Below are 24,628 nucleotides of genomic sequence, written 5' to 3' on the forward strand. Positions count from 1 at the left end.
AGGTTATTTAAAATTCGATTCCTTCGCGTGCAGGAATACCCGCATCGAAATAGTGTTTTACTTTACGCATCTCGGTGATAAGGTCAACTTTTTCTTCGAGTCCATCCCACAGCTTATGCCCTGTCATTACCATTTCAAAACGTTGGTTTTTTCTATATAGAGCAATAACCTCCTCAACTTCTTCCTTTTTAAGCAGGTTATATGCAACGGCGGCAATAATCTCATCTAAGACAAGTAAGTCCTGATTGCCATTTTCGATGAGGTCCTTTGCAATGCTGAGACCGCGCTGAGCTTCGGCAAGGTCATCATCATTGCTTTTAAAACGGAACGTTCCATCCTCATTCATCCTTTCACAGCCCGTAGGATAGATTATCATTGGGTAACCAATCTCTTTAAGCTTGCGAAGAACTTTCCGTTCGCTGTAATGTTCATTCTTTCCATCATAACCCTTATCGAATTGGACAATGGCTACTTTCTTTTCCGCACCCAGGGCGCGAATCGACAGACCAATCGATGCAGTGGTCTTACCTTTACCATATCCATAGTAAACATGAATGCAGTTCTTTTCCTCATCTGAAAGCTCTTTATACCCCTCGAGGGTCTTCATCATTTTTTCGTGAAGCTTACTTCCACCTTCGATTATTTCTTTTTCATTCATAAGAATATTCCTTTAATAACTAATTGATAATCCAATTTTAAAATTACGCAACGGCATAGGATAGCCCGGCATGATCTGGTAATCAGTATCAAAAATATTATTTATTTCCACCTTTGCCTGTGCTTTTATTTTCCATAATGAATAATTGTAGTAAACATTCCCATCAAGCAGATCAACCGCAGGAAGGAATCTTGTATTTTCAAAATCCAAATACCGTTTGCCGATAAAATTATAATAGAGATTTAAACCGATAGACTTATATGCTAAACCTAGGTTAGCCTTTGACATTTCTTTTGGGATGTAAATGATCTGCTTATCATAATACTCGTTGGTCTTATTAACGGAATTTGCGTAAGTGTAATTTATTCCGAGATCAATATTGATATTACGAGCTAGTTCACTTGATGCGGTGAAGCCAAATGCAAATACATCGGAACGCGTCTTGCCAACATTATTAGGTGACCAGATGCCATTAGCACCCGGCTGCCAAATTATCTTATCGGTAAAATCTATTCCGGTATAATTAACATCCACAACATTATCCGTTATAAAGTTGAATCTATATATAAGTCCACCATCTATATTAAATGACCTTTGTGTGCGAAGATCGGGATTACCTCCCTGCTTCCAATAGAGCTGATTAAACGTGGGTGCGGCGTAATTATTCCCAATATTCGCTCTCATGTATAGATCTACAGCGGCAAAGGGTTTGTAATTGATACCCAGCTTCCCGGCGGCATTCGTTTGGTTTATATCGGAAACATTATCCACCCTAAATGAAGGAAATATTTTCAAATCATCAAAGAGACTTACTTCGACAGCAGTGAATAACCCCGTTTGATACCTGTTAACGTCTGATTCAAGTTCATTACTATTTATGGTTGCATAGGTGAGATCGTATCCGCCGGCAATTTTAAAAATCCCGGAACTGTAATCTAACTGGGACCTATTGGATAGGACAATATTTTTATAATAGCTATCTATGTATTGCTCATCATAGTAATTGGAGAGGTTATTCTGGAAATTCCCTTCACTGCGTAGAGTAAAGTTTCTATTTATGGAGTTTTTATAAACAATAATATTATTCCAATTCCTTTCTTTTTCTTTTGTGTTTGCCGGGGCGGTACCAGATTCAAGTCCGGGAATATCCCGCCTATCCGAAACAAAATTAGTATAATAAGAAAGGCTTTGCTCATTACTTAATTTCAGACCCATATCAGAGAATACATTCTGGAAGGTATAAGTATTATTGACACGGGTTTTTAGAATGTTCTCCTGTCCGGTATTATAATAGTAATCAAAATCATCATCGGACGCTTCGTTAGAATAGCCAGCATTAATAGAAAAATTCTTTATCCTGTTATTCACATCAAGATATACTTTTCTATATCCATATGAACCAGCCTGTGTATTGAGTTTAAATCCGAAGTCTTTTTTGTTTTCTGTAGTAATGATATTAACTACGCCACCAATCGCGTCCGACCCATAGAGAGAGCTGTACCCGCTGCTCACAACTTCGATTCGCTCAATATTATCTTTTGAAATAAGCGAGAGATCTATCTGAGCATTCTGATATGAGTTGAGCTTACTGCCATTTAGCAAAAGCAAGGTCTGTTCCGTTTCCATCCCGTTCATTGAGATAGTCTGAAGCGATGATCCATTGCCGTAAGATTTAATAAATACACCCCCTGCCGATTGGAGAATGTCGGAAAGTCTGTCCCCATTCTTTGACAAAATAAAATCTCTCCTCAAAACCTCTATCTTTGCAGGGGAGTGGAAAACGCTCGTCTCTATTATATTGCTGGTAACCTTAATTTCATCGGTCGTGTATTTCACAGAATCTTGTGATATGACCACCGGTGCAGGCAGTAAGATCAATAATAATATGTATATAATTTTCTTCAAGCTTCAGTCATGTAAATAAAAAACTCCTTATCTCATTCATCTCACGTGTGTATGTGAAGATATAAATGAAACAAGGAGTTTCTCTTATAGCCATATAACTTTACCCACGAAGAATATGAAAATAGATGCTTTTCGGCAGGTCTCCTGACTCAAGAGCAATTTCCGGTCTCCTTCCCACCGTCAAAATCCGGCAGTGGATAGTGAGCTAAGCTCACCGACCGATCTTCTCTTTTACAGTTGCGGGGACAGCTCCGGAATTTCACCGGATTCCCTTTTCATCCTCTACTCATCTCAGAGTTTAGGAACCGCAAGCATTGATTTGTTAAGAACAACGTATTACAAAACTAATCTAAAAAAATCTTATTTGCAAACTCAATAATAAAACGGCTATCTAACATACTGCGATTTCAATCCGTAACCTGTTTCTGTTTTTTCAAAAACTATTTGCTGGTTAACGGGATCGTAGAACTTTTGTATCAAGAGTGAGCTTTTGCTTCCGTTCAATTCATAAGTAAGAATATAAACCGATGACGATAGCCTATCGAGTGTTACCTTTGAAGCCTTTTCCATCGTTGGATATATTTCCTCTTCAAGGTAAGACTGCAGATCACTTTCCTCGTTTCCTTGCAATACGTCATTCACAAGAACCATACTGAACAGCTCTGCGTCGGAAAGAGCTGTTGTATCACCGTCTTCGTCATCCACATCTTCGGTCTGATCCTGGTCATTATTCTGGTCATGAATGGGTTCATTATTACCACACGAGTAAAGCGCAAAAGCTACGAACAGCAATATTATTAAACGGAATTTCATTTTGATCGGATTGAGTTTTGGAATAAAAAAGCTCCCGAAATATAAGGAGCTTTAATATATTAATATAGCCTAAAAGAAAAGTAGTCTTATGAAATAACACCTAGCTCCTTACCAATGTCACCAAATATCTCCAATATCCTGTCCAAATGTTCATCCTCGTGTGTCGCCATATAAGATGTTCTGAGCATAGCAAGGTGTTGTGGTACACCGGGGGAAATAAACGCATTTACGAATACACCTGCATCGAATAGCTTTCTCCAGAACTGGAATACCAGCATATCATCTCCCAGAATAACAGGAACAACAGCTGTTTTTGCTTCGATGATCTTAAAGCCCATGTCTTTATATCCCTGACGCATTTTGTTTGCGTTCCTGATCAAATTATCGATCCTCTCCGGTTCAGCTCTTAAAATGTCGAGCGCTGCATCGGCTGCCGCAACAGAAGAAGGAGTAGGAGATGCAGAGAATATCAACGCAGGCGAATGGTGTTTTATGTAATTAATGACCGGCGCTTCAGCAGCAACAAAACCTCCGAGTGATGCAAAAGTCTTCGAGAAAGTACCCATCGTCATATCGACTTCATCAACAAGGTCAAATTCCGAAGCCGTGCCTCTACCGCCTTTACCTATAACACCTGTAGCGTGGGCATCATCTATTAAAATCCTTGCGTTATGCTTTTTTGCTAATTCAACTAATTTAGGAAGGTCAACTATCTCTCCTGTCGTGGAAAATACACCATCTGAAGCAATGAGCTTTGGCGCATCATCAGGAAGAGCCGATAAAACTCTTTCGAGGTCCGCCATGTCGTTATGTTTGTAACGCATGAACTTCGCAAAGGCACCGCGAGCCATCATATTTGCAGCAAGAATACATGCATGGTTATCTTTATCAGAGATCATATACTCATCTTTCTGTACTAAGGTCGGAATAATACCCTGCGCTGTTTGATAACCGGTAGAAAAAAGAAGCACGCTCTCTTTACCGATGTAATCAGCGAGCTTCTCTTCAAGTTTTATATGTAAATCGAGTGTTCCGGTAAGATATCTCGATCCCGAACAGCCGGTTCCGTATTGATTTACGGCATCGATCGCGGCTTGCTTAACTTTTGGATGTGTGGTCAGTCCGAGATAATTATTGGATCCTGCCATTATAACTTCTCTTCCTTCTATCTTAACTACGGGTCCTTCATTAGCCTCGATGGCTCTGAAATACGGATAAAATCCCGCAGCTTTTACCTCATCGGCTCGCTTAAAATTATACGCTTTCTCAAATAGATCCATATAGTAGTGTTAAATAATTGTTATCCTAATGTTATGAAAAATTTTAAAATAGAAAATAGTAATTATAATATTTAACTTCTATCCTTAAAATAATCAAAAGATAAGGTCGAATCTATGAAGGCATTTGTGACAGGGGCTACCGGGTTTGTTGGAAGCCACCTGGTGGATAAGCTTATAGAAATGGGTATCGAGCCGTATTGTCTAAAGCGTAAAACATCAAATATTAGATGGTTAAAGGATAAGCCGGTTAAGTTCGTCGATGGTGACCTATTCTCCAATGAGGCATTGGAGGATGTAATCAAAGACATGGATTATGTGTTCCATTGTGCCGGAGTTGTAAAAGCAAAGAACAAGGAAGGCTATATAAAAGGCAATCATTTAGCTACGAAAAACCTAGTTGAAATTACAAAAAAGGTAAATCCAAACATCAAAAAATTTGTACACATTTCCTCGCTTGCTGTATGCGGACCTACACCAAAAGGAGTTGCAATCGACGAGACTTATGAGCCTAAACCTATGACATCATACGCGGAGACAAAACTCGAAGCCGAAAAAGAAGTAATGAAACACAAAGATGAAATGAATGTTACGATAATCCGACCGCCGGCAGTTTACGGTCCGCGGGATACCGAGATATTAATTTACTTTCAGACTTTTAAAAAAGGTTTAAACAGTCTCATAGGTTTCGGTGATAAGTATTTAACTTTATCATATGTGAAAGAGCTCGTGGACGGTATCGTCCTTGCAGCAGAGAAAGATGCATCAAACGGACAAATATATTTCATCGGATCGGATAAAGCATATAACTGGGACGAAGTCGGTGTCATTACATCAAACATTTTAAATAAGAAGTCTTTGAAAATACGTATACCTCACTTCTTTGTATTCGGAGTGGGATACATGGCGGAGTTTTTTGGGAAGATCGCTAACAAGGCCGTCACGCTTAACGTGGAAAAAGTGAAAGATATTACCGCGGAGGGCTGGGTATGTTCGAGTGAAAAAGCAAAGAGAGAACTCGGATATAATCCGATCGTAACTCTTGAAGAAGGTTTCAGGGAAACTGCCGAGTGGTATACAAAAGAAGGGTGGCTGTAATTGAAAGAGTATATTGAAGAAATATTGACCACCGCCATTAAAAAGCTGGGAGTCGACAATAAGGAAATCGATATTACAACGCCTAAAGATGAAAAGTTCGGCGACTTCACTACAAATCTCCCTCTTACTCTTGCTAAAGAACTTAAAAGTTCACCCAGAAAAATCGCGGAAGATATAATTGAGAACCTTGGATATGATAACCGCATCGAAAAAGTCGAGATAGCAGGAGCAGGATTTATAAATTTTTATCTCAGCAATAACATTTATAGGGAGGTCCTCCCGAGAATATTAAACGAGGCAGATAATTACGGACGATCAGAAAAATACAATGGAAAGCGAGCCGACCTCGAATGGGTAAGCGCAAATCCCACGGGACCGCTTCATGCCGGTCACGGCAGACAGGTTTCCCTCGGAAACGCGATCGCAACATTACTGGAATGGGTTGGTTATGATGTAACCCGCGAATATTATTATAATGATGCCGGCGCACAGATGGATAACCTTGGTAAGTCCGTTCACGCCAGGTACATACAGATATTCGACAAAGACTTCCCTTTCCCGGAGGATGGATACCATGGCAGTTATATAAAAGACATTGCACAAAGAATATATGATGAAAAGGGCGATTCATTAAAAGATTCCACAGACATGGAATACTTTAAGAAAGCTGGCGAAGAATATAATTTCGATTCGATAAAAAATACACTCGGCAAACTCGGTATAAAGCACGATATATTTTACAATGAGACATCGCTATATAAAGACAAAAAGATCGATGATATACTGAAGGATTTCAAAGAGAAGGGACAGTCCTATGAAAGTGAAGGCGCTGTCTGGCTAAAAATGGACGAGGCGGAGGGATTCGAGAAGGATAAAGTAATAGTAAAATCCTCCGGAGAGCCAACGTACAGGCTTCCCGACATGGCATATCATATCGACAAGATAAAGCGCGGGTATGACCTGATAATCGACATATTCGGGGCTGATCACGGCGATACATACAAAGAGGTCTTATACGGTGTCAGGAAAGCAGGTTATGATACGTCAAATATCAAGGTGATCATTCATCAGATGGTAACCTTTAAAAAAGGCGCGGAATCGGTCAAAATGAGCAAAAGGAGCGGTGAATCATATGAGCTGAATGATCTTCTAGAGGACGTAGGTGTGGATGCGACACAATTCTTCTTTGTAATGCGCGGAGCGAATACGCACCTGGATTTCGATATAGAGCTGGCAAAGGAGCAATCCGATAAAAACCCAGTGTATTATTTACAATATGCTCATGCGCGTGCATGCGGTATTTTGCGAAATGCAGATGATAACTTACCTGTATATAATGAGATTAAACCTAAGGATATAGAACTTAATTTAATTACCACAGAGGATGAGATAAGGTTACTTAAGACTTTATCACAGTTTCCGGAAGTAGTTTCGAATTCAGCTGAGACTTTTGAACCGCACAAGATAATTTCTTATCTAAATGAAGTCGCGGGTAACTTTCATTCGTTCTACCACAACGATAGGGTTTTAAATTTAGAGGAAAAAGAGTTATCTTTGGTGCGCCTGCAACTGATACTTGCAGTAAAGCAGGTCCTAAAAAATGGTTTCAAAATAATCGGCATATCAGCGCCGGAAAGGATGTAACAAAGGAAAAAATTAATGAAGAAATTATTTTTTGTATGTATCGTATTGTTAGCAACAGCTCCATTTGCACACGCAAACGTTACCGGTGACAAACTTCCGAAGGTCACAAATCTAAACAGCATTATAACTAAAATATCATATCCTGACGATGCTAAGAACCAGTCGATCGAAGGCAGAGTAACTGCTAAACTTCTGGTAAATGAAAATGGTGTAGTAGAAGAAGTATCCAGAAACGATTTCAAAGGTCCGTCGGTATTTTTTGACGAAGTAGAGAAAGTAGTATGGAGTCTTGAATTTGAACCCGCAACCGAAAACGACGTTCCGGTCAAAAGCTGGGTGGAAGTTCCGTTCAATTTCAAGCTTCCCAAGAAAGAGCCAATGAAAAGTAAATAAGGTTTATTTGTAAGTTCAAATAAGCAAATCCCGCTCCAAAAGAGCGGGATTTTTTGTTAAGTATTGTGGAAATAAAATGAATCCGATATATTTATTTTACATCACTACAAATGATAAAGTATACCTCCATAATAATATTATTATTGGCAGCTGGGTATCTGCATGCGCAGGATGATCAACATAAAAAAGAGGAAGCACCAACACCCTTAAATCTGGGAACAGTTAGAAGTATGATCCATTACCCTGATTCTGCCAGAATAAAACAGATCGAAGGAAGGGTTGTTGTGAAAGTACTTGTTGATGCTTATGGAAATGTAGAGTATGTATCTAATGAACTTACAGGTCCGGAGGTCTTTCATGATGAAATCATCAGAGTATCTCGTTACTTAAAATTTGCACCTGCTAAACTAGACGGAGTCCCGGTCAAATGCTGGATATCGGTCCCCTTTAATTTTATGTTGCGTAATCCGTCGGATGAATCAGAGGATCAAGAAGAATAAAGCAAATCCCGCCAAAAGAGCGGGATTTTTTACGAGAAAGGATATAAAAGAGAGAATTAACTAGAGCTTTAACATATCTGTGTAGAGCAAACCATTTATATCTTTGACAATCGTTTTTACCAATAGGTTTAAGCAAAAAAGGCGGGATTACCCGCCTTTTTGCAAATATTTTTAATTTTATTTACTTATCGTATATTCTCATCACCATATCCTGCGAACTTCCATTCACATCTGTGTAATACATCAGCATTCCCTGAGCCGGATTGACTGTATACGTGCCCGGTATCTGCGCCCTTACGATGTAAGAGAATTCATATGAGTTACCGTACAGGTACGTCGCGAAGAATGTTACCCTGTTGTCTCTTATGTCCTTATCGGCATACCACCATCTCCACCAGTAATAGTCATACCCGGTGTAATTAGGTTCTTCCTCGATCTGGTAAGCCCAGTCATCCTTTACAACTTCGCATCCGGCCGGGATCGGGTCTTCAAGCATAAAGTAGTTCATATTTTCATTCTCTTTGGAATATACTCGTACCTTAACCAGGAATACGTCTCCTGATACCGCAGTACCGTCGAAGTATTTCTTCCTATAAGTGATCTTATTATCTGTGTATGATTCATACTTCTCAAGTTTGTAATATTCCCTCTCGACCCTAAATCCATTTTCACGTGCCTTTACTATGTAATCACTCTGATAAAAGCTGGTGTTTGCAGAGAAATATACTTTCCCAGCGCCTTCTTTTTCGATTCTTATTTCGTTATTTCCGGTTCGTAGTTTATCGTTAGGGATTTCGATCAATTCATCTTTCTTAAATATATCCTCGGTAGTCATCTGCTTTTCCATATACAGCTCGTTATTCACATAAACGCTTACTTTGTAATTAGGAGTCAGCTCATTTGAGTTCTTGAGGTAATCGACCATAGCATAGATTATAAATGCTGTCTCCTGTGTATTTCTCCATGCAAGACCAAACCTCTGGTTCATTAACCATCTTATGATCTTATTTTTTAGATCGGAGTCACCTTTTACATTCACAAGAGCTTTTAGTCCCATAGCAGTTGTCTGAACTTTGTCGTCCTGCCAGTTATAATGGAAGCTCTTGCCTTCCCAGTAAGCCGCACCTTCACCTGATACTGTTACATTGTTTTCCAGATCTCCTACAACCGTCAGCGCTCTTTCTTTGTCACCAATCATTTGCAGAGTCATTGCAACAAGAGCTCTTGCATAATTATTAACCTCCCTATCGGCTAATACCTTGTCTATCTGCTCCTCGAACAACTTGCTGTCCCTTTCCTCGGCTACTGCAAGAGAGTAAAGTATATAAGCCCTCGTGGTCGGATCCAGGTCTTCCCTGAGGCTGTTCTTCATGGCTATAATACCATTGCTCAATGCGCTAGCTTTTATCTGATAGCCTGCTGATTTAGCAAGTGAAAGCCCGTAAATCACGTAAGCTGTCATGAATGGATTTGACTGGTCGTTTTGCCACCAACCCCAGCCTCCATCGTAATGCTGGAATCCATAAAGTCTCTTAAGACCGGCATCCACCATTTTAGGAAGTTCATCCTTTGTAGCCGCGCTAATAGGTGCATTTAGCTCCTTATAGGTATTTGCTACTACTACCGTAGGCAGGAATCTGCTCATAGTCTGCTCGACGCATCCATATGGATAGCCGGCGAGTTCGTCCAGTGCATTCAATATCGTGCCAGCGAGTGATGGTGACAGGCTGAACTTCATTCCTGCGCTCCTTATGTCCACGCTCTCGGGTATATATACATTCTTCAGCTCGATCTTTGAATTATCTTCAAAGTCCGCGATCGTGCTTTCCGTCACTTTCAAACCTTTAGGCTGAAGCGGGATCTTAATCTGGACTGCATCCGATTCCTCGTCAGTAAGAGCTTCTGCGTATAATACCGCCTCACCTATCGGCTGAGTAACTTTTATCTTCCAATCGAGCCTCTGGTCTGTATTTGAAGCTAGTTCGATAGTCCTTTCACCGCCGTCGAGTAATTCGACATTCTCAGCAGTGAATTTCACTTTGGTACTCTTATCCGAAGATAGATAATTATGAATAATAGTAGATATAGTTACTTCATCATCCTGCTGAAGGAATCTCGGTGTTTCCATTCTAACCAGCAAATCCTTCCTTGTGATAACGGTCTTGGTATTCTGCCCGACTTTCGTGTCCGCAGTTATTACCCTGGAAGTAATTCTCCATGTTGTGAGGTTATCCGGATAATCTATGTATACAGTTGCATACCCATCTGCGTCGGTCATTTGATAAGGCGACCAGTATATCGCATCCCTAAAATCGGAGCGGACATCGACAGGAGCAAGGGATTTATCTTTAGAATCTTCATCACCGGTTTTAGTACCTCTTGTATTAGCAAGCTTTTCAGACTCTTTTTTCATCTCGGGACGGTTTATCTCAATCTGGTCTTGAGTAACTTCCGATGTTATCAAACCGGAATTTCCATCAAGCATTGTTTCTTCCCTATCATCTCCGAGAGTAAGCTCGCCGAAGCTTTCAGCGTTTACTCTCAAAGTTACCGTTTTTGTGGCACCACGTTTGACACTTATATTAACCTTATTATCTTCATCCACCTGCGAATGCAATACTCCGATCTCGTAATCGCCCTCCGGCAGTTTGAATTCAAAATTACCCTCATTATCGGTAAAGCCTGCGAGATAATCATTATCTACTACAATAGTAGCCTCTGCAATTGGAGTATCATCCGGTCCAAGAAGACGTCCTTTAATTGTTCCAAGATCGGAATCCTTAAGCGACCTAATATTAAATCGCTCATATATACTCAGTAATCTTGAGTAACCGTAATTCTGGTTATATGAATTAAAGGTAGTGCTAACGGACGTGAATCTTGGTCCGTAGAAGAATTTCCTTATATCCTTTGTAAGATCCGGCTGAATGTCATATATGCTCTCATCAATAATACCAAGAGATACTTCTGCATTACGCACCGGATTACCATTATCGTCTACAACTCTGACTTTCAATTCGCCGGTTTCTTTCGGCTTGTATATTTCCTGTGATGGATCTATTTCAACAGTAAGGAATTTATCTTCCTGCATTACTATCACAGGTTTACTTTCCGAATAAAACACACCATCCGCGACATAAGATACACTTATATCGAAATTAGACGTGTAATCTTCCGTAATCGGAATATCTATCATAGCTGACGTACCGGTAAACTTCTCTGCTTTGTAATAGAGTATGTTGTCAGTCTGCGTTGCCGTAAGAACATGAGCGTTAGGTGTAGGTATTATTATAAATGCCTTACAGACCTCGCCTTTCATGTAGCTGTCCTTATCAGTTATTATCTGTATACCTCCGGACTGATTATAGTACCATGAGAAATCTCCATCGGAACAATAAAAATACGTCGATGTCTCGATGACGTTTCCTCTTTCATCTTTTGATTTTATCTCGGCTGTGTAATATCCATTCGGATCCGGGTTATCCAGCTTAAATCTCGCATATCCTACGCCATCACTCATTGTTTTACCTGAAACGGTCGTGATGTAGTCCTTACTGTTCTTATTATCATAATAACTCCACCTGTTCTTATATATAGCCGCTTCAAAGTCTGTCACAACGGGCTTATTCTCGAAGTTCGTTGCTATTACTTTTAAATTTACCTCATCACCGGACTTATACCAGTATTTATCGGCATTCGAAGCCAGGCTAAAACCTCCGCGGGTTACAAATGCCGTCGTAGTACCTGATATTTCCCTTCTCGATTTGTCTACTACCCTTGCCTGTACTATATACTGAAAATCATTCGATTGAGGATACCACCATCTCCACCAGTAGTCGCCGTCTTCTTCCTGTTTAAAATCTTCTTTTATTGCATATTCAAAATCAAATTTACCTTCGCTATTCAATGTACCAGTGCCTGAATATATCATTTCTGCACCGGAATACTGGCTGTTTGGATCCAGGCTTGCATAATAATCTTCATACCACCATGCATACTCGGAGAACATCCACCATGGACGGTAATATCTTTTCTTGTAAACATTATATTCCACCTCAGCGCCATCCACCGGGCTTCCGAAGTAGTATTTTGCCTCCACTGTACCTTTCATTAGATCCTCACCGTAATATTGTCCCTTATCCGTATTGACCGTCACTTTATATTCGGGTTTTTTGAACTGCTCAACCTCAAAAGACGCACTCGATGAATTACTCTCATCGATATTTACGTATATCCAGTATGTGCCAAGCGGAGCTTCTTTATCTATCTGAAACTGTCCATTAAAGCTTCCCATGTCATTGGTCGTAAGAACCTCTTTATATACCTCTGCATAACGAGAATCTTTTATCGTAACCGTTACATTTTTGTTTGCATACACTTCATAGTTCGCAGTTGAATTTTTTCTTATCGTGCCTTTAAACTCTACTAAAGATTCTGTTCTGTAAACCGGCTGATTCGTAAAAACATACGTGTAAAATCTATTTGCACCATATCCGAAATACAAATAAGCATCGGATATTACTATATCATCTCCGAATTTACCAACTATGAAAGGTGACGTGTTATCCATACCTTCATATACATCAGGATTTACAACCTGATAGAATAATCCATCCTGTGTATTTCCTTTTCCTATTTGCTTATTTCCGACAAAGAAATTAAGATCTGCACCTGTTATAGGATCACCGCTCTTTCTATCAACTACGTATGCAAGCATTGAATTATTTCCTGCCTTTGATATCACGCCCAATGAGGAAATAATAAACCCGCAGTATGCCACCTGTTTGCCGTTTGTAGCTTTTACCAGGTATGCGCCCTTTTCCGTTATGTTGACATTTACCGATTCGTTCACATAAAAATAACCGTAATCGTTTTCTACTTTTATTTTCTTTGTGAATGAATCGATCTCGTCGGTAAGAAAGGTAAGGTTCGTGCTGTCACTACCGAATACATCTATATTGTATCTTGAGCTTTGCTTTGAGTAAAACCCGTTCACGTCCTTAATTTTATATATTGTGAACCGGAACGGGATGCTCCTCAAATTTTTTGACCTCTCGTCATAGCTGTATGAGTAGAGGTTTATAGCAATTTTTTCTCCCGGGGAGTATATATTGTTGGATGAGATATTATACGTAAGATTAATATCGTCATCCTGCGCATTTGCTTTGTTTAGGCTCACCAAAAATAAGCCCAAAACTATGGCAAATACCGATTTTAAAATCATCCTTTTCATGGCTAAAAGTGTAAAGTTTTTAAAATTTTTGTTCCGGGAAAGCCGTGCTCTAGTTATCAGCTTTGATGTTTATATCCCTTATCTGCCCCAATAGTTCCAATATTGTCTATTTTTTTATACATATCTGTCTACTTTTTAGAAATCAGATTTTTTATTTTCAAATATACACAAAATTAAATAGATTTTACGATGCTGAATGATTTAATAAAGGAGCCTTTTTTTGGGTTCGATAAAAAAGCCTTTACCTTTATGAGGGCTTTAAAGAACTCGAAAAATAACAATAAAGAGTGGTTCGACGCTAATAGGGATACCTATGAGGAGTACCTTAAAAAACCAATGCGCGACCTGATAGACACCCTTGCCATAGAAATACGAAAGATAGATCCGGATATTGTGGTCAACTATAAATCGATCTTCCGCATAAACAGGGACATTAGATTTTCAAAGGATAAGCGTCCCTACAAGACATACCTTTCAGCCGCGTTTGCCTTTGACAGGGTAAAGTCTTCGGAAATACCGCAGTTCTATTTCCATTTCAGTCCCGATGAATTTATTGTTGCCGGAGGACAATACAGCTCCGATCCGGATATGCTGAAAAAGATCCGAAAGGGTATCTACCAGGATTTTGAAACATATTCAGCTATCATAAACGATAAAAAATTTAAGCGTGAATACGGAAAGGTCGAGGGGGTTAGCCTTACAAAAATGCCGAAAGAATACGCACACCTCCCTGCCGATACAGATAAAAAACTCCTCGATGCGTTGAAAATGAAACAGTTTTACGTTTGGAAAGACCTGGACAAGAAGATTCCTCTCACAGGAAAGATAGTCGATGTTGTCGTAAAACATATTAAGCATATGTACGATTTTACAAAATTCCTTCATGAAGTAAGCAAATAAAATGCAGACACACAAACACAATGGTATCCATATAGTCGAACACGAAAACAACGGACCACCCTTAATATTTATTCACGCATTTCCTCTTTGCCACAGAATGTGGGACAGCCAGGTCGAATATTTCAAAGACAAATACAGGGTAATACTCTACGATGCTCGCGGGCTGGGATACAGCACCGTCCCTGATGAACAGTACATGATGGAAAATCTTGCTGATGACCTTATTGATGTTATGGATTTTCTAAGCATAGATAAAGCTCATGCGTGCGGGCTTTCTATGGGAGGATATACATTATTAAGGGCATTAACCAAGAATCCGGACCGGTTTAACTCGGTAATCCTTGCCGATACCCGTGCGGAAAGAGATGACGATAACGGACTAAAAGCCCGGTATGCAATGTTTAACTCCGTCAAAACCACCGGCACAGAAACCTTGATAAGAGACTTTACAAAAAAATTATTAAATGAAGCCAATTATGGGAATGACACTCTCCGCTCATTCGTTGAGGAGATGACTAGCTGGCAAACAGTGGAAGGAGTCTGTGGCGCTCTAATTTGCCTCGCTACGAGGACAAATACACTGGATGAATTGAGAAACTTAGATGTTCCCGCCTTAATACTCGTGGGAGAAGATGATGTACTTACACCAATCCCATTCTCTGAAAGAATGAGGGATGCCCTTGTAAATTCCGAATTAAAGATCATCCCTAATTCAGGGCATTTAGCTAATATGGAGAACCCGCAGGAATTCAATAAATCAATAGAAACCTTTTTAGCTAAAATCTCTTAATTAATTATTGCAATTTCATAAAAACCCGTATTAATGGCAGATACAAACTACAACAAGAATATTGACGTCATCACACAGCCTCCCATACAGAGAATACTGATACCATTTCAGAACTTCTTTTCCACGCAGGCATCGGGTGGTATTATACTTTTTATTGCCGCCGTCCTTGCAATAGTATGGGCAAATTCACCATGGGGACATTCTTATATCGAGCTGTGGGAACAGCACTTTCAAATTGGTTCGCTCGATCTCTCCCTGGAACACTGGATAAATGACGGGCTTATGGCAATATTTTTCTTTGTTGTAGGTTTGGAAATAAAACGTGAGCTTATAATAGGTGAACTATCATCGCTCAAACAGGCGTCTCTCCCAATAATAGCCGCCCTGGGAGGAATGATAGTTCCTGCGATCATTTACGTAGCATTTAATGCCGGCACCGACTCCATTTCTGGATGGGGAATCCCAATGGCAACTGATATTGCATTTGCTCTTGGCGTACTCGCCCTTCTTGGCAAAAGGATACCGCTTTCTTTAAAAATTTTCCTCACCGCACTTGCTATAGTAGATGACCTCGGCGCTGTGCTTGTTATCGCCATTTTCTACACATCTAAGCTTTCATTGGTCGCTCTGGCAATTGGTCTGGCATTACTGCTGGTTTCCCTTGTACTTAGTATTCTACATGTTAGGTCTCCGTTAGTGTATGCTGTACTCGGAATATTCATATGGATAGCCTTTCTTCAATCGGGTGTTCATGCAACTATAGCGGGAGTTCTTCTCGCGTTCACGATACCCGGTAAGGCGCGTATTGATTCGAAGAGCTTTATAACACGGTCTAAGAATATCATTTCTGAATTGGAGAACAATTGTGAGATCGGGGACATGGTTCCCGCAAGCAAAGAGTTTAACTCCGGTGTATTCGAGCTTGAATCTAACTGCGAAAAAGTACAGGCTCCCATGCAGAGGCTGGAGCATTTGCTTGCTCCGTGGGTAGCGTACTTTATTATGCCAGTCTTTGCGCTGGCTAACGCCGGATTGGTTATCGAGCCTGAACTTCTCGGATTGTTCTTTAATCCGATCACGCTAGGAATAATTCTTGGCTTATTTATCGGTAAACAGATCGGGGTGTTCTTATTCTCGTGGCTCTCAGTAAAATTCAAATTAAGTGATCTACCTGACGGAGTCTCATGGCGCAAAATATATGGAGTCTCATGTCTCGCCGGTATTGGTTTCACGATGTCATTATTTATCAGTAATCTTGCTTTTTCTTCTGATCTGTATGCTCAGGAAGCGAAATTGGGTATACTTGTAGCATCATTGCTGTCGGGAATATTGGGAGCAGTTATACTTATGAAGGAGGATAAATCCGAAAAATCATCCGATGCCGGATAAGATCATTATATCGGGTGGAACCGGCTCAATCGGCAGTTATCTGGCTCCTGCGCTTATCGACAAAGGATTTGATGTATTCATTCTCACACGTTCACTGGAAAAATACACACCCTCCAATAAAGTTAAGTTCATCAAATGGGACATGAACAAACCGAATGAAATTTATAAAGATCTTTTCGAAGATTCGAAAGCAGTTATAAATCTCGCCGGAGCATCTCTGGGCGACAAAAGATGGTCGCCGAGCTATAAAAAAATCATATACAATAGCAGAATAGATACGACACGAAAACTCGTTGATATAATAAATATGTGCAATAATCCTCCCGAGTGTCTCTTGAGTGCATCAGGAACTGATGCATATTCTGATGAAGGGGATAATATTATTACAGAAGAATCTCAAACGGGTGATACTTTTCTCGCCGATCTCTGTAAGGAATGGGAATCCGAAGCCCTTAAGGCACAAGAAATAGGTGTAAGAGTTGTTTTATCCCGTAACGGAGTGGTTCTTGAAAGAAATAATGGAGCATTTCCCCGACTTTCTCGTTTGTTTAAATTCTTTCTCGGTGGTTATCTCGGCAATGGGAAACAATGGTTCCCATGGATACATATTACCGACGCAGTAAATTTAACCGTATGGGCAATTGAATCCGGTATTTCCGGAGTTGTAAACAATACTTCACCAAATCCGGAAACTAATAAAAACTTTAGCAAAAAACTCGCTAAGGCTTTACACAGGCCTTGCTTTATTGGCATCCCCGGTTTTGTTCTAAAGATAGTGCTGGGAGAATTTGCGGAATACCTTCTCTCCAGCCATCGTGTGGTCCCGGATAAAGCAGTTGCGAACGGATTTCAATTTAAATTCAGTACCCTCGATGAAGCATTAAAAGACCTTACTACAAATTGACTCTCCACCTAACCGAAATATTGCTCACTACCTTCCGGAACCTCTTCTATTCTAAATTCAATGTGGATCCTGAGCACATCGTCCCAATAAAAGAGGGAGCTTCCAGAAGACAGATTTTTCGCATCTCTGCCGGCGATATATCATGCATAGGGATCTATAATGAAAATGAAAAAGAGAATATTGCTTTCATAGAGTTCACCAAAGCCTTCCTCAATCACGGTCTTAATGTACCGGATATTTATGCTATCTCGAAAGATATGAAATACTACATCGAGGAAGATCTCGGTGATGTAACTCTTTACGATCTTTCTGGCACTATTAAAAATTCCGATATTCTGAGACTCTACGAAAAAGCCCTCACCGAGCTACTCCGCTTCCAGATTGAGATGAAGGATAACCTCGATTACGACCTCTGCTACGAGACCAGGGTTTTCGACAAAAAACAGCTCGGCGCAGACCTGGCAAAATTCGACAATTATTACCTTAAACAATTCGGCATAGTAATAGACGAAAAACTCACCGAAACAGCCGTCCTTACGGTTAGCAAGGAATTCCTCTCGGAAGACAACAGTTTCTTTACCTATCGTGACTTTCAACCCCGAAATATCATGGTCAAAGGCGAAGATTTGTACTTCATCGATTACCAATCCGGCAGAAAAGGTCCCCTGCTCTACGACCTTGTGTCATTTTTATATTCCGGGAGCATCAACTTAAATGAACAAGGCAGAGAGTACCTGCTTAATTATTACCTAAAATGTCTCACTAATTACGTCTTCTTTAGCCGAAAGATAATGAAGGATAAATTTTATTATGTGGCAGTTGCAAGGCTCTTACAGGTGCTGGGCAGTTATGGATTTACCTACAAAGAAAAAAAAGATAATAACATTCTCTCGAAGATACCAAAGGCGCTTAAGAATCTAAAAAGTGTTTCCGGAAAAATAAGAGATGATAGGATAAAGAAATTTATAGATCAGCTTACTTCACAAAAAAAATTCCTTAATATTAATTAACTACTCGTACCTAAGAGCTTCGATCGGATTTAGCTGTGCTGCTTTATGAGCCGGATATACCCCGAATACTATACCGACCGCTGAACAAACGACCAGACCGATTATAGCCCAGTCATATGGTATGACCACAGGTGAACTCAGGAACAGTCCCACCAGGTTTCCCACAATAATACCGAGCACTATGCCAACAATACCGCCCAGTTCACACAATATAATGGCTTCGATAAGGAACTGCGTCAATATACTCCTGCTTCTTGCTCCAATCGCTTTCCTTATGCCTATCTCACGCGTCCTCTCCGTTACCGATACAAGCATAATATTCATTATACCAACACCAGCCGCAAGAAGCGCGATGAACGAAATGAATCCGGCACCATATTTAAAATACTGCGTAAAATTATTTACTTCACCGATTAGAGACTCATTCGAAAATATAGAGAAATTATCCTCCTCTCCCGGCGGTACTTTACGTATTACACGCATCACATTTATAACGTTCTCAAGAGTCTCTGGGTACAATTCGGCGTTTTCTGCCTGTATCGCAATATTGATCGATCTGTTATTCTTACCATATATCTGGTGCATCGAAGTAATGGGAATTAGCGCGAAGTTATCCGAGCTTGACCCAAAATTCTGCCCTTCCGGCTCTATGACTCCCACTATCTTAAACGGATGTCCGTCGAGTATAACGCTTTTCCCTATGGGATAGGCATTAGGAAACAGCTTATCAACAATATCCATCCCTATCACGCATACCGGATTAGCATTCTCTACATCAAACTGCGTTATAAATCTTCCCCACATTACTTTCTTATTGTTACAATCCAGGTATTGCGGGGTGATACCGCCAATGTAATTATTTGGATTCGTCTTTTCCTTGTCCGTCCTGAACATCTTACTATATACATAATCCTCGAGTGAAATACTTTTATACACAGTTGCTGTTTCTATTAACCTTACTCCCTGGTTATAGGTAATATCCGGTCGGTTTCTGTATTTCTTATCTGAACCCGGTCCGCCTACCTCTATTGCAGGGAATTTCTGTATCTGAAATGTATTGCTCCCCAGCGCACTAAGACCTGTCTCGATACCAGACTGCAATGCATTTAAAAGTGTCATTATCGCTATTATTGAAAATACGCCTATAACAATACCAAGAAGAGTAAGCGAAGCTCTTAGCTTGTTCGCTCTTATTGTACCAAAGGCTAATTTTAATATTTCTAATAATAGCATAACTCTTATTCGTATCTTAATGCATCGACAGGGTCAAGCTTCGATGCCTGGAATGCCGGGAAAAATCCGGCTAGTACTCCAAAGAATATTGAGATAAACAACGCGAGGAATATCACCCATAACGGCATCGCCGTAGGTAATACCGCCGCGTCTATTAATATACTGATCGGGAATGAGATAAATAGACCTATCACTCCTCCCAATAAACATATCATACATGATTCCACCAGGAATTGTAATAATATTGTCCTTCGTCTTGCGCCAATAGCTTTCCTTACACCTATTTCCTTAGTCCGTTCTTTCACGGAAACGAACATTATGTTTGCTATCCCTACTGAGCCTACAATCAATGCAAGAGAAGTTATTAGCGTTCCTATGATCTTTATAAGTCCGGTCAATGAATCGTACGTACTTTTGAATGCCTCCTGCTGGTTTACACCGAAATCATCCTGTCCACCATATGGTATTTTCCGCGCCTTCCTGAATATGGCAATAACCTCTTCCTTCGTCTCCTCCATATTATTAATGTCGGCGGCTTTTATGTTGATAGTAAGACTCCGCTTTGTCCCGTAAAGGTTAAAGAACCTGTTTATGGGTATAATTATCCTATTGTCCAGGCTGAATAGCCCCAAGAGGCTCCCCTGCTTCTCTACAATGCCTATTATTCTGAATGAGTAACTTCCTATCTTAATTGTTTTACCTATTGGATCCTGATTTGGGAATAGTCCGTCTCTGATATCCATACCGATACAGCAAACCGGGTATCCGCCGTCCGATTCTCTTTGAGTAAAGAATCTTCCCTCTTCCATATTAAGTCCGCTCGTTATCTGATAATTACTCGTCGTACCAATAATGAAAACATTTTCCAGTGCCAGATTGCTATATTTGACCGTTTGCGCCGTCCCAACCGTTGGAGCCATCGCAATTGCGCTCTGAAGGTTTCTATCCAGAAAATCATACTCACGCATGTTGATGTCCTTGCGATTTCTAACCAGTGACCAGTCTTCTTTACCGAACCATTCGAACTTCTGAACATAGAGCACGTCCGCCCCGATTGCAGATATACTATCCTCAAATGCCCTATTGATACCTTCGATAACAGTCTGCATAAGCGTAACCGCGGTTATACCTATGACAATACCCAGCGTCGCCAGCAAAGTACGCATCTTATTGGCTGTAATGGCATTAAATGCCATCAGAATGCTTTCTTTTATCTCGGATAAAAAATTCATCTGTTATATGGTTATACCTTCATTTTTAATACGCTCTCCTTTTGCACTCAAAATATCTTCTTCGATAAGACCGTCTCGTAACCTAATTATTCTGTTTGCTCTCTGGGCTATCTCATCTTCGTGTGTTACGAGAATGATAGTGTTTCCTTTTGTCCAGAGTTCATCCAAAAGATCCATTATTTCATAACTCGTTTTAGTATCCAGGTTTCCTGTGGGCTCATCCGCCAGTATTATAGATGGATTATTCACAAGCGCCCTTGCTACGGCAACCCTCTGTCTCTGTCCGCCCGATAGTTCATTGGGTTTATGAAGCATCCTATCCCCTAATCCAACATTTATCAGTGCTTCTTCGGCTACTTCTTCCCTTTCTGCTTTACTCATTCCTGAATAGATCAAAGGAAGTTCGACATTCTGGAGTGCATTTATCCGGGGAAGAAGATTAAACGTTTGGAATACGAAGCCTATCTCCTTGTTTCTAATAGTAGCCAGTTCATCATCATCTAATTCGCTTACATTATTCCCATTAAGAATATACTCTCCGCTTGTTGCCGTGTCGAGACATCCTACGACGTTCATCAGTGTTGACTTACCCGAACCTGAGGGTCCCATAATAGCAACATACTCATTCCTCTCAATATTCAGCGTAACACCGTTCAGAGCATAAAGCTCCTCCTCACCCATTATATATACTTTGGTAATGTCTCTTATTTCTATGATGTTATCAGCCATCGGATTCTTTATTATCCTTATTTGATTTATTCTTATCCTCTATCTTTACCTTCGTATCATCTTCCAGCTCACTGTTTATCGCCTTAAAACTTCCCTTGACAACCTGCTCGCCTTCAGTAAGGCCGTCCGTTATCTCAATATATGATTCATCACTTATACCTGACTTAACGTCTTTCTTCTTAGCAACTCCGTTCTCTACTATGAATACAACCTCTTGTGGTTTTTCCTGCTGTCCGCCTGTATTTTGCATCGAAAGATTTTCATTGCCGGTACCATCCTGGTTTGTTTCATCCTTTTTTTGGTCATCACGTATTGTAACGGATTGTATTGGAACCGATAATACGTTATCCTTCTTATCAACCTCTATATATGCCGTGCAACTCATACCGGGACGTAGCTTCAGGTCATTGTTCAGTATTCTTATTTTTACTATGAAGTTTACCACCTCTTCCTGTGTTCCCTGTCCGGTCGTCTGGGCAGAATTACCTACTTCATAGACCACTCCTATGAACTTCTTATCCGGGAATGCGTCTATTTCTACTCGTGATGTATCACCTACCTTTACTTTAGCAACGTCTGTTTCTCCAACCTCTACCTGGCATTCCATCTTTGAAAGGTCGGAGATCGTCATTATCATCGAACCCTGGTTAGAGATCGTTCCAAGAACCTTTTCACCCGGTTCGTTATTTAGTGTAGTAACCGTGCCACTTATCGGTGAGTTTATAATGGTCTTGGATATATCATACTTTACGGAATTTACTGCCGCTTGTTGCTGGTTAATTTGAGCCTTAATTGTATTCATTTGAGCCAGCGTTTGATCAACGTTGCTTTTTGCTATATCCAGCTCGCTCTGCGTAGCGAGCCCCTTATCATATAGTTGCTTTACCCTGTTATATTCCAGCTGGTATTTTTCCAATGTTACATCCTGTGCCTCAAGATTCCTTTTCTGAACATTTACACCCGCTTGCTGTTGCTGAAGTTGTGGATAATATACATCCGGTTTTATTTTTACCACCAGGTCACCCTTATTAACCTGGTCACCTTCCTTAAATGGAAGCGATATGATCTCACCACTGACTTCTGCGCTTATATCTACCTGTATCTCAGACTGGATCTTACCTGTCGCAGTTACAGTTTGAGTTATATTCCGCCTTTGAACGGGTTCTACCTGTACCTCAAGCGCTTTCTCTTTATTGCTTGAGACCACTACGGCAATTATTATTATAAATACTACCGCTAATATCAGACCGATTATCAGTCCCTTACGGGATTTCTTCTTTCTCCTTTTGACCTTAGGAAGCGGTGTAGGCGATGAAGTTGGTATTTGTGTTTCTGACATTATTGTTTATTTAATTGTGTATTGTAAAATTTTAGTATGTTAATGCACCTATATAATAGTCTATCTGCCTTTTGGCAAGCAGAAAATTATATACTGCGTTGCTTTGCTGTATTCTTAGATTATTTAATGCAATTGTCGCCGTCTGAACTTCGAGTATTGTACCAAGCCCTACCCTGTAATTTTCCTCCGCCAATAGCTTATCCTGCTCAGCTGATTGTATGCTTGTCTCAAGTATCTGTGCCTGTTTGTATGCCGTTTCAAGGTCTAGAACTGACTTCTTAACTTCCGCGCTTATCTGTAATTCCAGGTTAGAAAGCTCATCCTTTCTCTGCTTAACATTCACTTCGGCAATCTGCTTGTTGTTATCTAGACTAAAGCCCAAAAATATTGGATAAGAAACAGTAATACCGTATGACGCTACCCTGGTATCGGTTATACCATCTATAGACTGCCCTGAAAGATTATAATCACCAAAAGCTGTTACAGTCGGGAAATAAACACTTCTTTCTGCTATATCGAGCTCTAGCATCCTTGAATTTATATCCTGCACTACTGATTTATAATCATACCTGTTATCAACTGCTTTTCTATAGAGATTCTGCGTATTTGAGTACTGATCCAAAACTGTCTTTAATTCCGCCGTCGTCATATTAGGATTTATCCCCGAAGAGCTTAGTTCTATTTCCTTATTGATGTCGTCATTCATCTGCAACAAAAGATCCACCTTCGACTTTTTAAAATCATTCTTCGAACTCTCCAGCGCTAGCTCGTTCTGCGCAACCTGCACCTCCTGCCTGTATACGTCCGCTAACGTCGACTTACCTGCCTCCATATATGCCTTCACTCTATCGAGCTGGGATTTCGAATCATTGAGATTCTCCTCGTTTATTACAACTACCTGCTCTTTCTTTAAAGCATCGAAGTATGCTACATTTATATTCAGTGCTACCTGCCTCTTGGAATTTTCCAGATCTAACTTTAGCTTTGTAAATCTCGATTCGTTCAGATCCACAGTCTTGTAATTTGAAAATCCATTAAAAAGCGTCAACTGTGAATTCAACCTGAGATTAAAGTTGTCGGATGTCGTGTTTTGATCGCCAATTGTTATCGGCACTCCATTTTGGAAAATCGTACCGCCTTTTGAATAAGTATGGTTCCTTGTCCATCCCCCTGAAAAAGTCAGCGTCGGAAAAAGATCTCCCTCGGATGTTTTTGTATTGTATCCCTGTATCTCCATACTGCTTACTATTGTCTGGATGGAAATATTATTATTGATGCCCGTTCTTACCGCCTCATTGAGATCTATAACTTCCTGGGAGTAAGTATTTCCGTAAAATGCAAATAGTAGTGCGCCGAGTATTAACAATACTTTTTTGCTCATTAAAATATTTTATGTTGTTTGGATTGTCCGATAATCGGTTTATATAACGTAATTAAATATAGTTAGTTTCAAAAAGCTTTTATATGCAAAAATAATCTTTAACTGCTCCCTAAATTTAATGTTTTGACGCCAATAGATTCAAAAGGTTGCACTCATTACGGCTATAAGTATATAATATATAATGGATTTTAACTATTTTA

At 40.1% G+C, this 24,628-nt stretch carries 19 protein-coding genes and 1 riboswitch; of the genes, 9 read left to right on the forward strand and 10 right to left on the reverse strand.

What is annotated here, in order from left to right:
• Window positions 1-7: 7 nt before the first annotated feature.
• The 4 genes from H6614_06735 to H6614_06750 form a co-directional block, all read right to left on the reverse strand.
• Complete coding sequence (locus H6614_06735) at window positions 8-658, reverse strand: cob(I)yrinic acid a,c-diamide adenosyltransferase (protein MCB9243351.1); 651 nt, start codon at window positions 656-658, stop codon at window positions 8-10.
• Window positions 659-670: 12 nt separating this feature from the next.
• Complete coding sequence (locus H6614_06740) at window positions 671-2,563, reverse strand: TonB-dependent receptor (GenBank protein MCB9243352.1); 1,893 nt, start codon at window positions 2,561-2,563, stop codon at window positions 671-673.
• A gap of 116 nt (window positions 2,564-2,679) precedes the next feature.
• A riboswitch (cobalamin riboswitch) is annotated at window positions 2,680-2,888 on the reverse strand.
• Window positions 2,889-2,950: 62 nt separating this feature from the next.
• Entirely contained in the window at window positions 2,951-3,376 is a 426-nt protein-coding gene (locus H6614_06745) for a hypothetical protein (GenBank protein ID MCB9243353.1), read from the reverse strand.
• Window positions 3,377-3,462: 86 nt separating this feature from the next.
• Entirely contained in the window at window positions 3,463-4,656 is a 1,194-nt protein-coding gene (locus H6614_06750; protein ID MCB9243354.1) for an aminotransferase class I/II-fold pyridoxal phosphate-dependent enzyme, read from the reverse strand.
• 114 nt (window positions 4,657-4,770) lie between these two features.
• Between H6614_06750 and H6614_06755 the strand changes: the two genes are divergently transcribed.
• The 4 genes from H6614_06755 (at window position 4,771) to H6614_06770 (ending at window position 8,288) form a co-directional block, all read left to right on the forward strand.
• Window positions 4,771-5,751: an NAD-dependent epimerase/dehydratase family protein gene (locus tag H6614_06755; GenBank protein ID MCB9243355.1), complete on the forward strand. Its 981-nt coding sequence runs from the start codon at window positions 4,771-4,773 to the stop codon at window positions 5,749-5,751.
• A complete protein-coding gene (locus tag H6614_06760; protein ID MCB9243356.1) occupies window positions 5,752-7,395 on the forward strand; it encodes an arginine--tRNA ligase in 1,644 nt (547 codons plus the stop codon). It begins immediately after the preceding gene.
• A gap of 15 nt (window positions 7,396-7,410) precedes the next feature.
• A complete protein-coding gene (locus H6614_06765) occupies window positions 7,411-7,788 on the forward strand; it encodes a TonB family protein (protein MCB9243357.1) in 378 nt (125 codons plus the stop codon).
• A 110-nt stretch (window positions 7,789-7,898) separates the two neighbouring features.
• Window positions 7,899-8,288 carry an energy transducer TonB gene (locus H6614_06770; GenBank protein ID MCB9243358.1) on the forward strand — a complete coding sequence of 130 codons (390 nt, stop codon included), beginning with the start codon at window positions 7,899-7,901 and terminating at the stop codon, window positions 8,286-8,288.
• A 181-nt stretch (window positions 8,289-8,469) separates the two neighbouring features.
• Here the strand turns inward: H6614_06770 and H6614_06775 are convergent, their stop codons facing one another.
• Complete coding sequence (locus tag H6614_06775) at window positions 8,470-13,521, reverse strand: carboxypeptidase regulatory-like domain-containing protein (protein ID MCB9243359.1); 5,052 nt, start codon at window positions 13,519-13,521, stop codon at window positions 8,470-8,472.
• A gap of 189 nt (window positions 13,522-13,710) precedes the next feature.
• On the opposite strand from H6614_06775, the gene H6614_06780 reads away from it, so the two are divergent.
• From H6614_06780 to H6614_06800, 5 genes are read left to right on the forward strand one after another with little or no spacing between them, the layout of a single operon-like run.
• Window positions 13,711-14,421: a DUF2461 domain-containing protein gene (locus H6614_06780; protein ID MCB9243360.1), complete on the forward strand. Its 711-nt coding sequence runs from the start codon at window positions 13,711-13,713 to the stop codon at window positions 14,419-14,421.
• Between the two features lies 1 nt (window position 14,422).
• Window positions 14,423-15,211, forward strand: a complete 789-nt coding sequence (locus H6614_06785; GenBank protein ID MCB9243361.1) for an alpha/beta fold hydrolase — start codon at window positions 14,423-14,425, stop codon at window positions 15,209-15,211.
• Between the two features lie 33 nt (window positions 15,212-15,244).
• The gene (nhaA, locus tag H6614_06790; protein ID MCB9243362.1) at window positions 15,245-16,600 is read left to right on the forward strand and encodes a Na+/H+ antiporter NhaA; all 1,356 of its coding nucleotides are present in this window, start codon (window positions 15,245-15,247) and stop codon (window positions 16,598-16,600) included.
• On the forward strand, window positions 16,590-17,504 hold the full coding sequence (locus tag H6614_06795; GenBank protein ID MCB9243363.1) for a TIGR01777 family protein: 915 nt from the start codon (window positions 16,590-16,592) through the stop codon (window positions 17,502-17,504). The genes nhaA and H6614_06795 overlap by 11 nt, the downstream gene beginning before the upstream one ends.
• Window positions 17,505-17,524: 20 nt before the next feature.
• Window positions 17,525-18,514 carry a phosphotransferase gene (locus H6614_06800; GenBank protein MCB9243364.1) on the forward strand — a complete coding sequence of 330 codons (990 nt, stop codon included), beginning with the start codon at window positions 17,525-17,527 and terminating at the stop codon, window positions 18,512-18,514.
• Here H6614_06800 and H6614_06805 read toward each other — a convergent pair whose 3' ends face one another.
• The 5 genes from H6614_06805 to H6614_06825 are packed head-to-tail and all read right to left on the reverse strand — an operon-like array spanning window position 18,515 to window position 24,428.
• Window positions 18,515-19,747, reverse strand: coding sequence for an ABC transporter permease (locus tag H6614_06805; GenBank protein ID MCB9243365.1), 1,233 nt, complete (start codon window positions 19,745-19,747; stop codon window positions 18,515-18,517).
• Between the two features lie 5 nt (window positions 19,748-19,752).
• Window positions 19,753-20,979 (reverse strand): ABC transporter permease, encoded by a 1,227-nt coding sequence (locus tag H6614_06810; protein ID MCB9243366.1) that lies wholly within the window; start codon window positions 20,977-20,979, stop codon window positions 19,753-19,755.
• Window positions 20,980-20,982: 3 nt separating this feature from the next.
• Window positions 20,983-21,696 (reverse strand): ABC transporter ATP-binding protein, encoded by a 714-nt coding sequence (locus H6614_06815; protein MCB9243367.1) that lies wholly within the window; start codon window positions 21,694-21,696, stop codon window positions 20,983-20,985.
• Window positions 21,697-21,700: 4 nt separating this feature from the next.
• Window positions 21,701-23,047, reverse strand: coding sequence for an efflux RND transporter periplasmic adaptor subunit (locus tag H6614_06820; GenBank protein ID MCB9243368.1), 1,347 nt, complete (start codon window positions 23,045-23,047; stop codon window positions 21,701-21,703).
• Window positions 23,048-23,078: 31 nt separating this feature from the next.
• The gene (locus H6614_06825) at window positions 23,079-24,428 is read right to left on the reverse strand and encodes a TolC family protein (protein ID MCB9243369.1); all 1,350 of its coding nucleotides are present in this window, start codon (window positions 24,426-24,428) and stop codon (window positions 23,079-23,081) included.
• Between the last annotated feature and the right edge of the window lie 200 nt (window positions 24,429-24,628).

It is taken from the genome of Ignavibacteriales bacterium, from assembly GCA_020635255.1.
Lineage (GTDB): Bacteria > Bacteroidota > Ignavibacteria > Tepidaquicellales > Tepidaquicellaceae > JAEYVS01.

Bases quoted from the DNA above. Each gene is read 5' to 3' on its own strand.
- H6614_06755 (MCB9243355.1), top strand. From the start codon at position 4,771: ATGAAGGCATTTGTGACAGGGGCTACCGGGTTTGTTGGAAGCCACCTG.
- H6614_06820 (MCB9243368.1), bottom strand. From the start codon at position 23,047: ATGTCAGAAACACAAATACCAACTTCATCGCCTACACCGCTTCCTAAG.
- H6614_06805 (MCB9243365.1), bottom strand. From the start codon at position 19,747: ATGCTATTATTAGAAATATTAAAATTAGCCTTTGGTACAATAAGAGCG.
- H6614_06770 (MCB9243358.1), top strand. From the start codon at position 7,899: ATGATAAAGTATACCTCCATAATAATATTATTATTGGCAGCTGGGTAT.
- H6614_06810 (MCB9243366.1), bottom strand. From the start codon at position 20,979: ATGAATTTTTTATCCGAGATAAAAGAAAGCATTCTGATGGCATTTAAT.
- H6614_06795 (MCB9243363.1), top strand. From the start codon at position 16,590: ATGCCGGATAAGATCATTATATCGGGTGGAACCGGCTCAATCGGCAGT.
- H6614_06745 (MCB9243353.1), bottom strand. From the start codon at position 3,376: ATGAAATTCCGTTTAATAATATTGCTGTTCGTAGCTTTTGCGCTTTAC.
- H6614_06765 (MCB9243357.1), top strand. From the start codon at position 7,411: ATGAAGAAATTATTTTTTGTATGTATCGTATTGTTAGCAACAGCTCCA.
- nhaA (MCB9243362.1), top strand. From the start codon at position 15,245: ATGGCAGATACAAACTACAACAAGAATATTGACGTCATCACACAGCCT.
- H6614_06735 (MCB9243351.1), bottom strand. From the start codon at position 658: ATGAATGAAAAAGAAATAATCGAAGGTGGAAGTAAGCTTCACGAAAAA.
- H6614_06825 (MCB9243369.1), bottom strand. From the start codon at position 24,428: ATGAGCAAAAAAGTATTGTTAATACTCGGCGCACTACTATTTGCATTT.
- H6614_06775 (MCB9243359.1), bottom strand. From the start codon at position 13,521: ATGAAAAGGATGATTTTAAAATCGGTATTTGCCATAGTTTTGGGCTTA.
- H6614_06780 (MCB9243360.1), top strand. From the start codon at position 13,711: ATGCTGAATGATTTAATAAAGGAGCCTTTTTTTGGGTTCGATAAAAAA.
- H6614_06785 (MCB9243361.1), top strand. From the start codon at position 14,423: ATGCAGACACACAAACACAATGGTATCCATATAGTCGAACACGAAAAC.
- H6614_06750 (MCB9243354.1), bottom strand. From the start codon at position 4,656: ATGGATCTATTTGAGAAAGCGTATAATTTTAAGCGAGCCGATGAGGTA.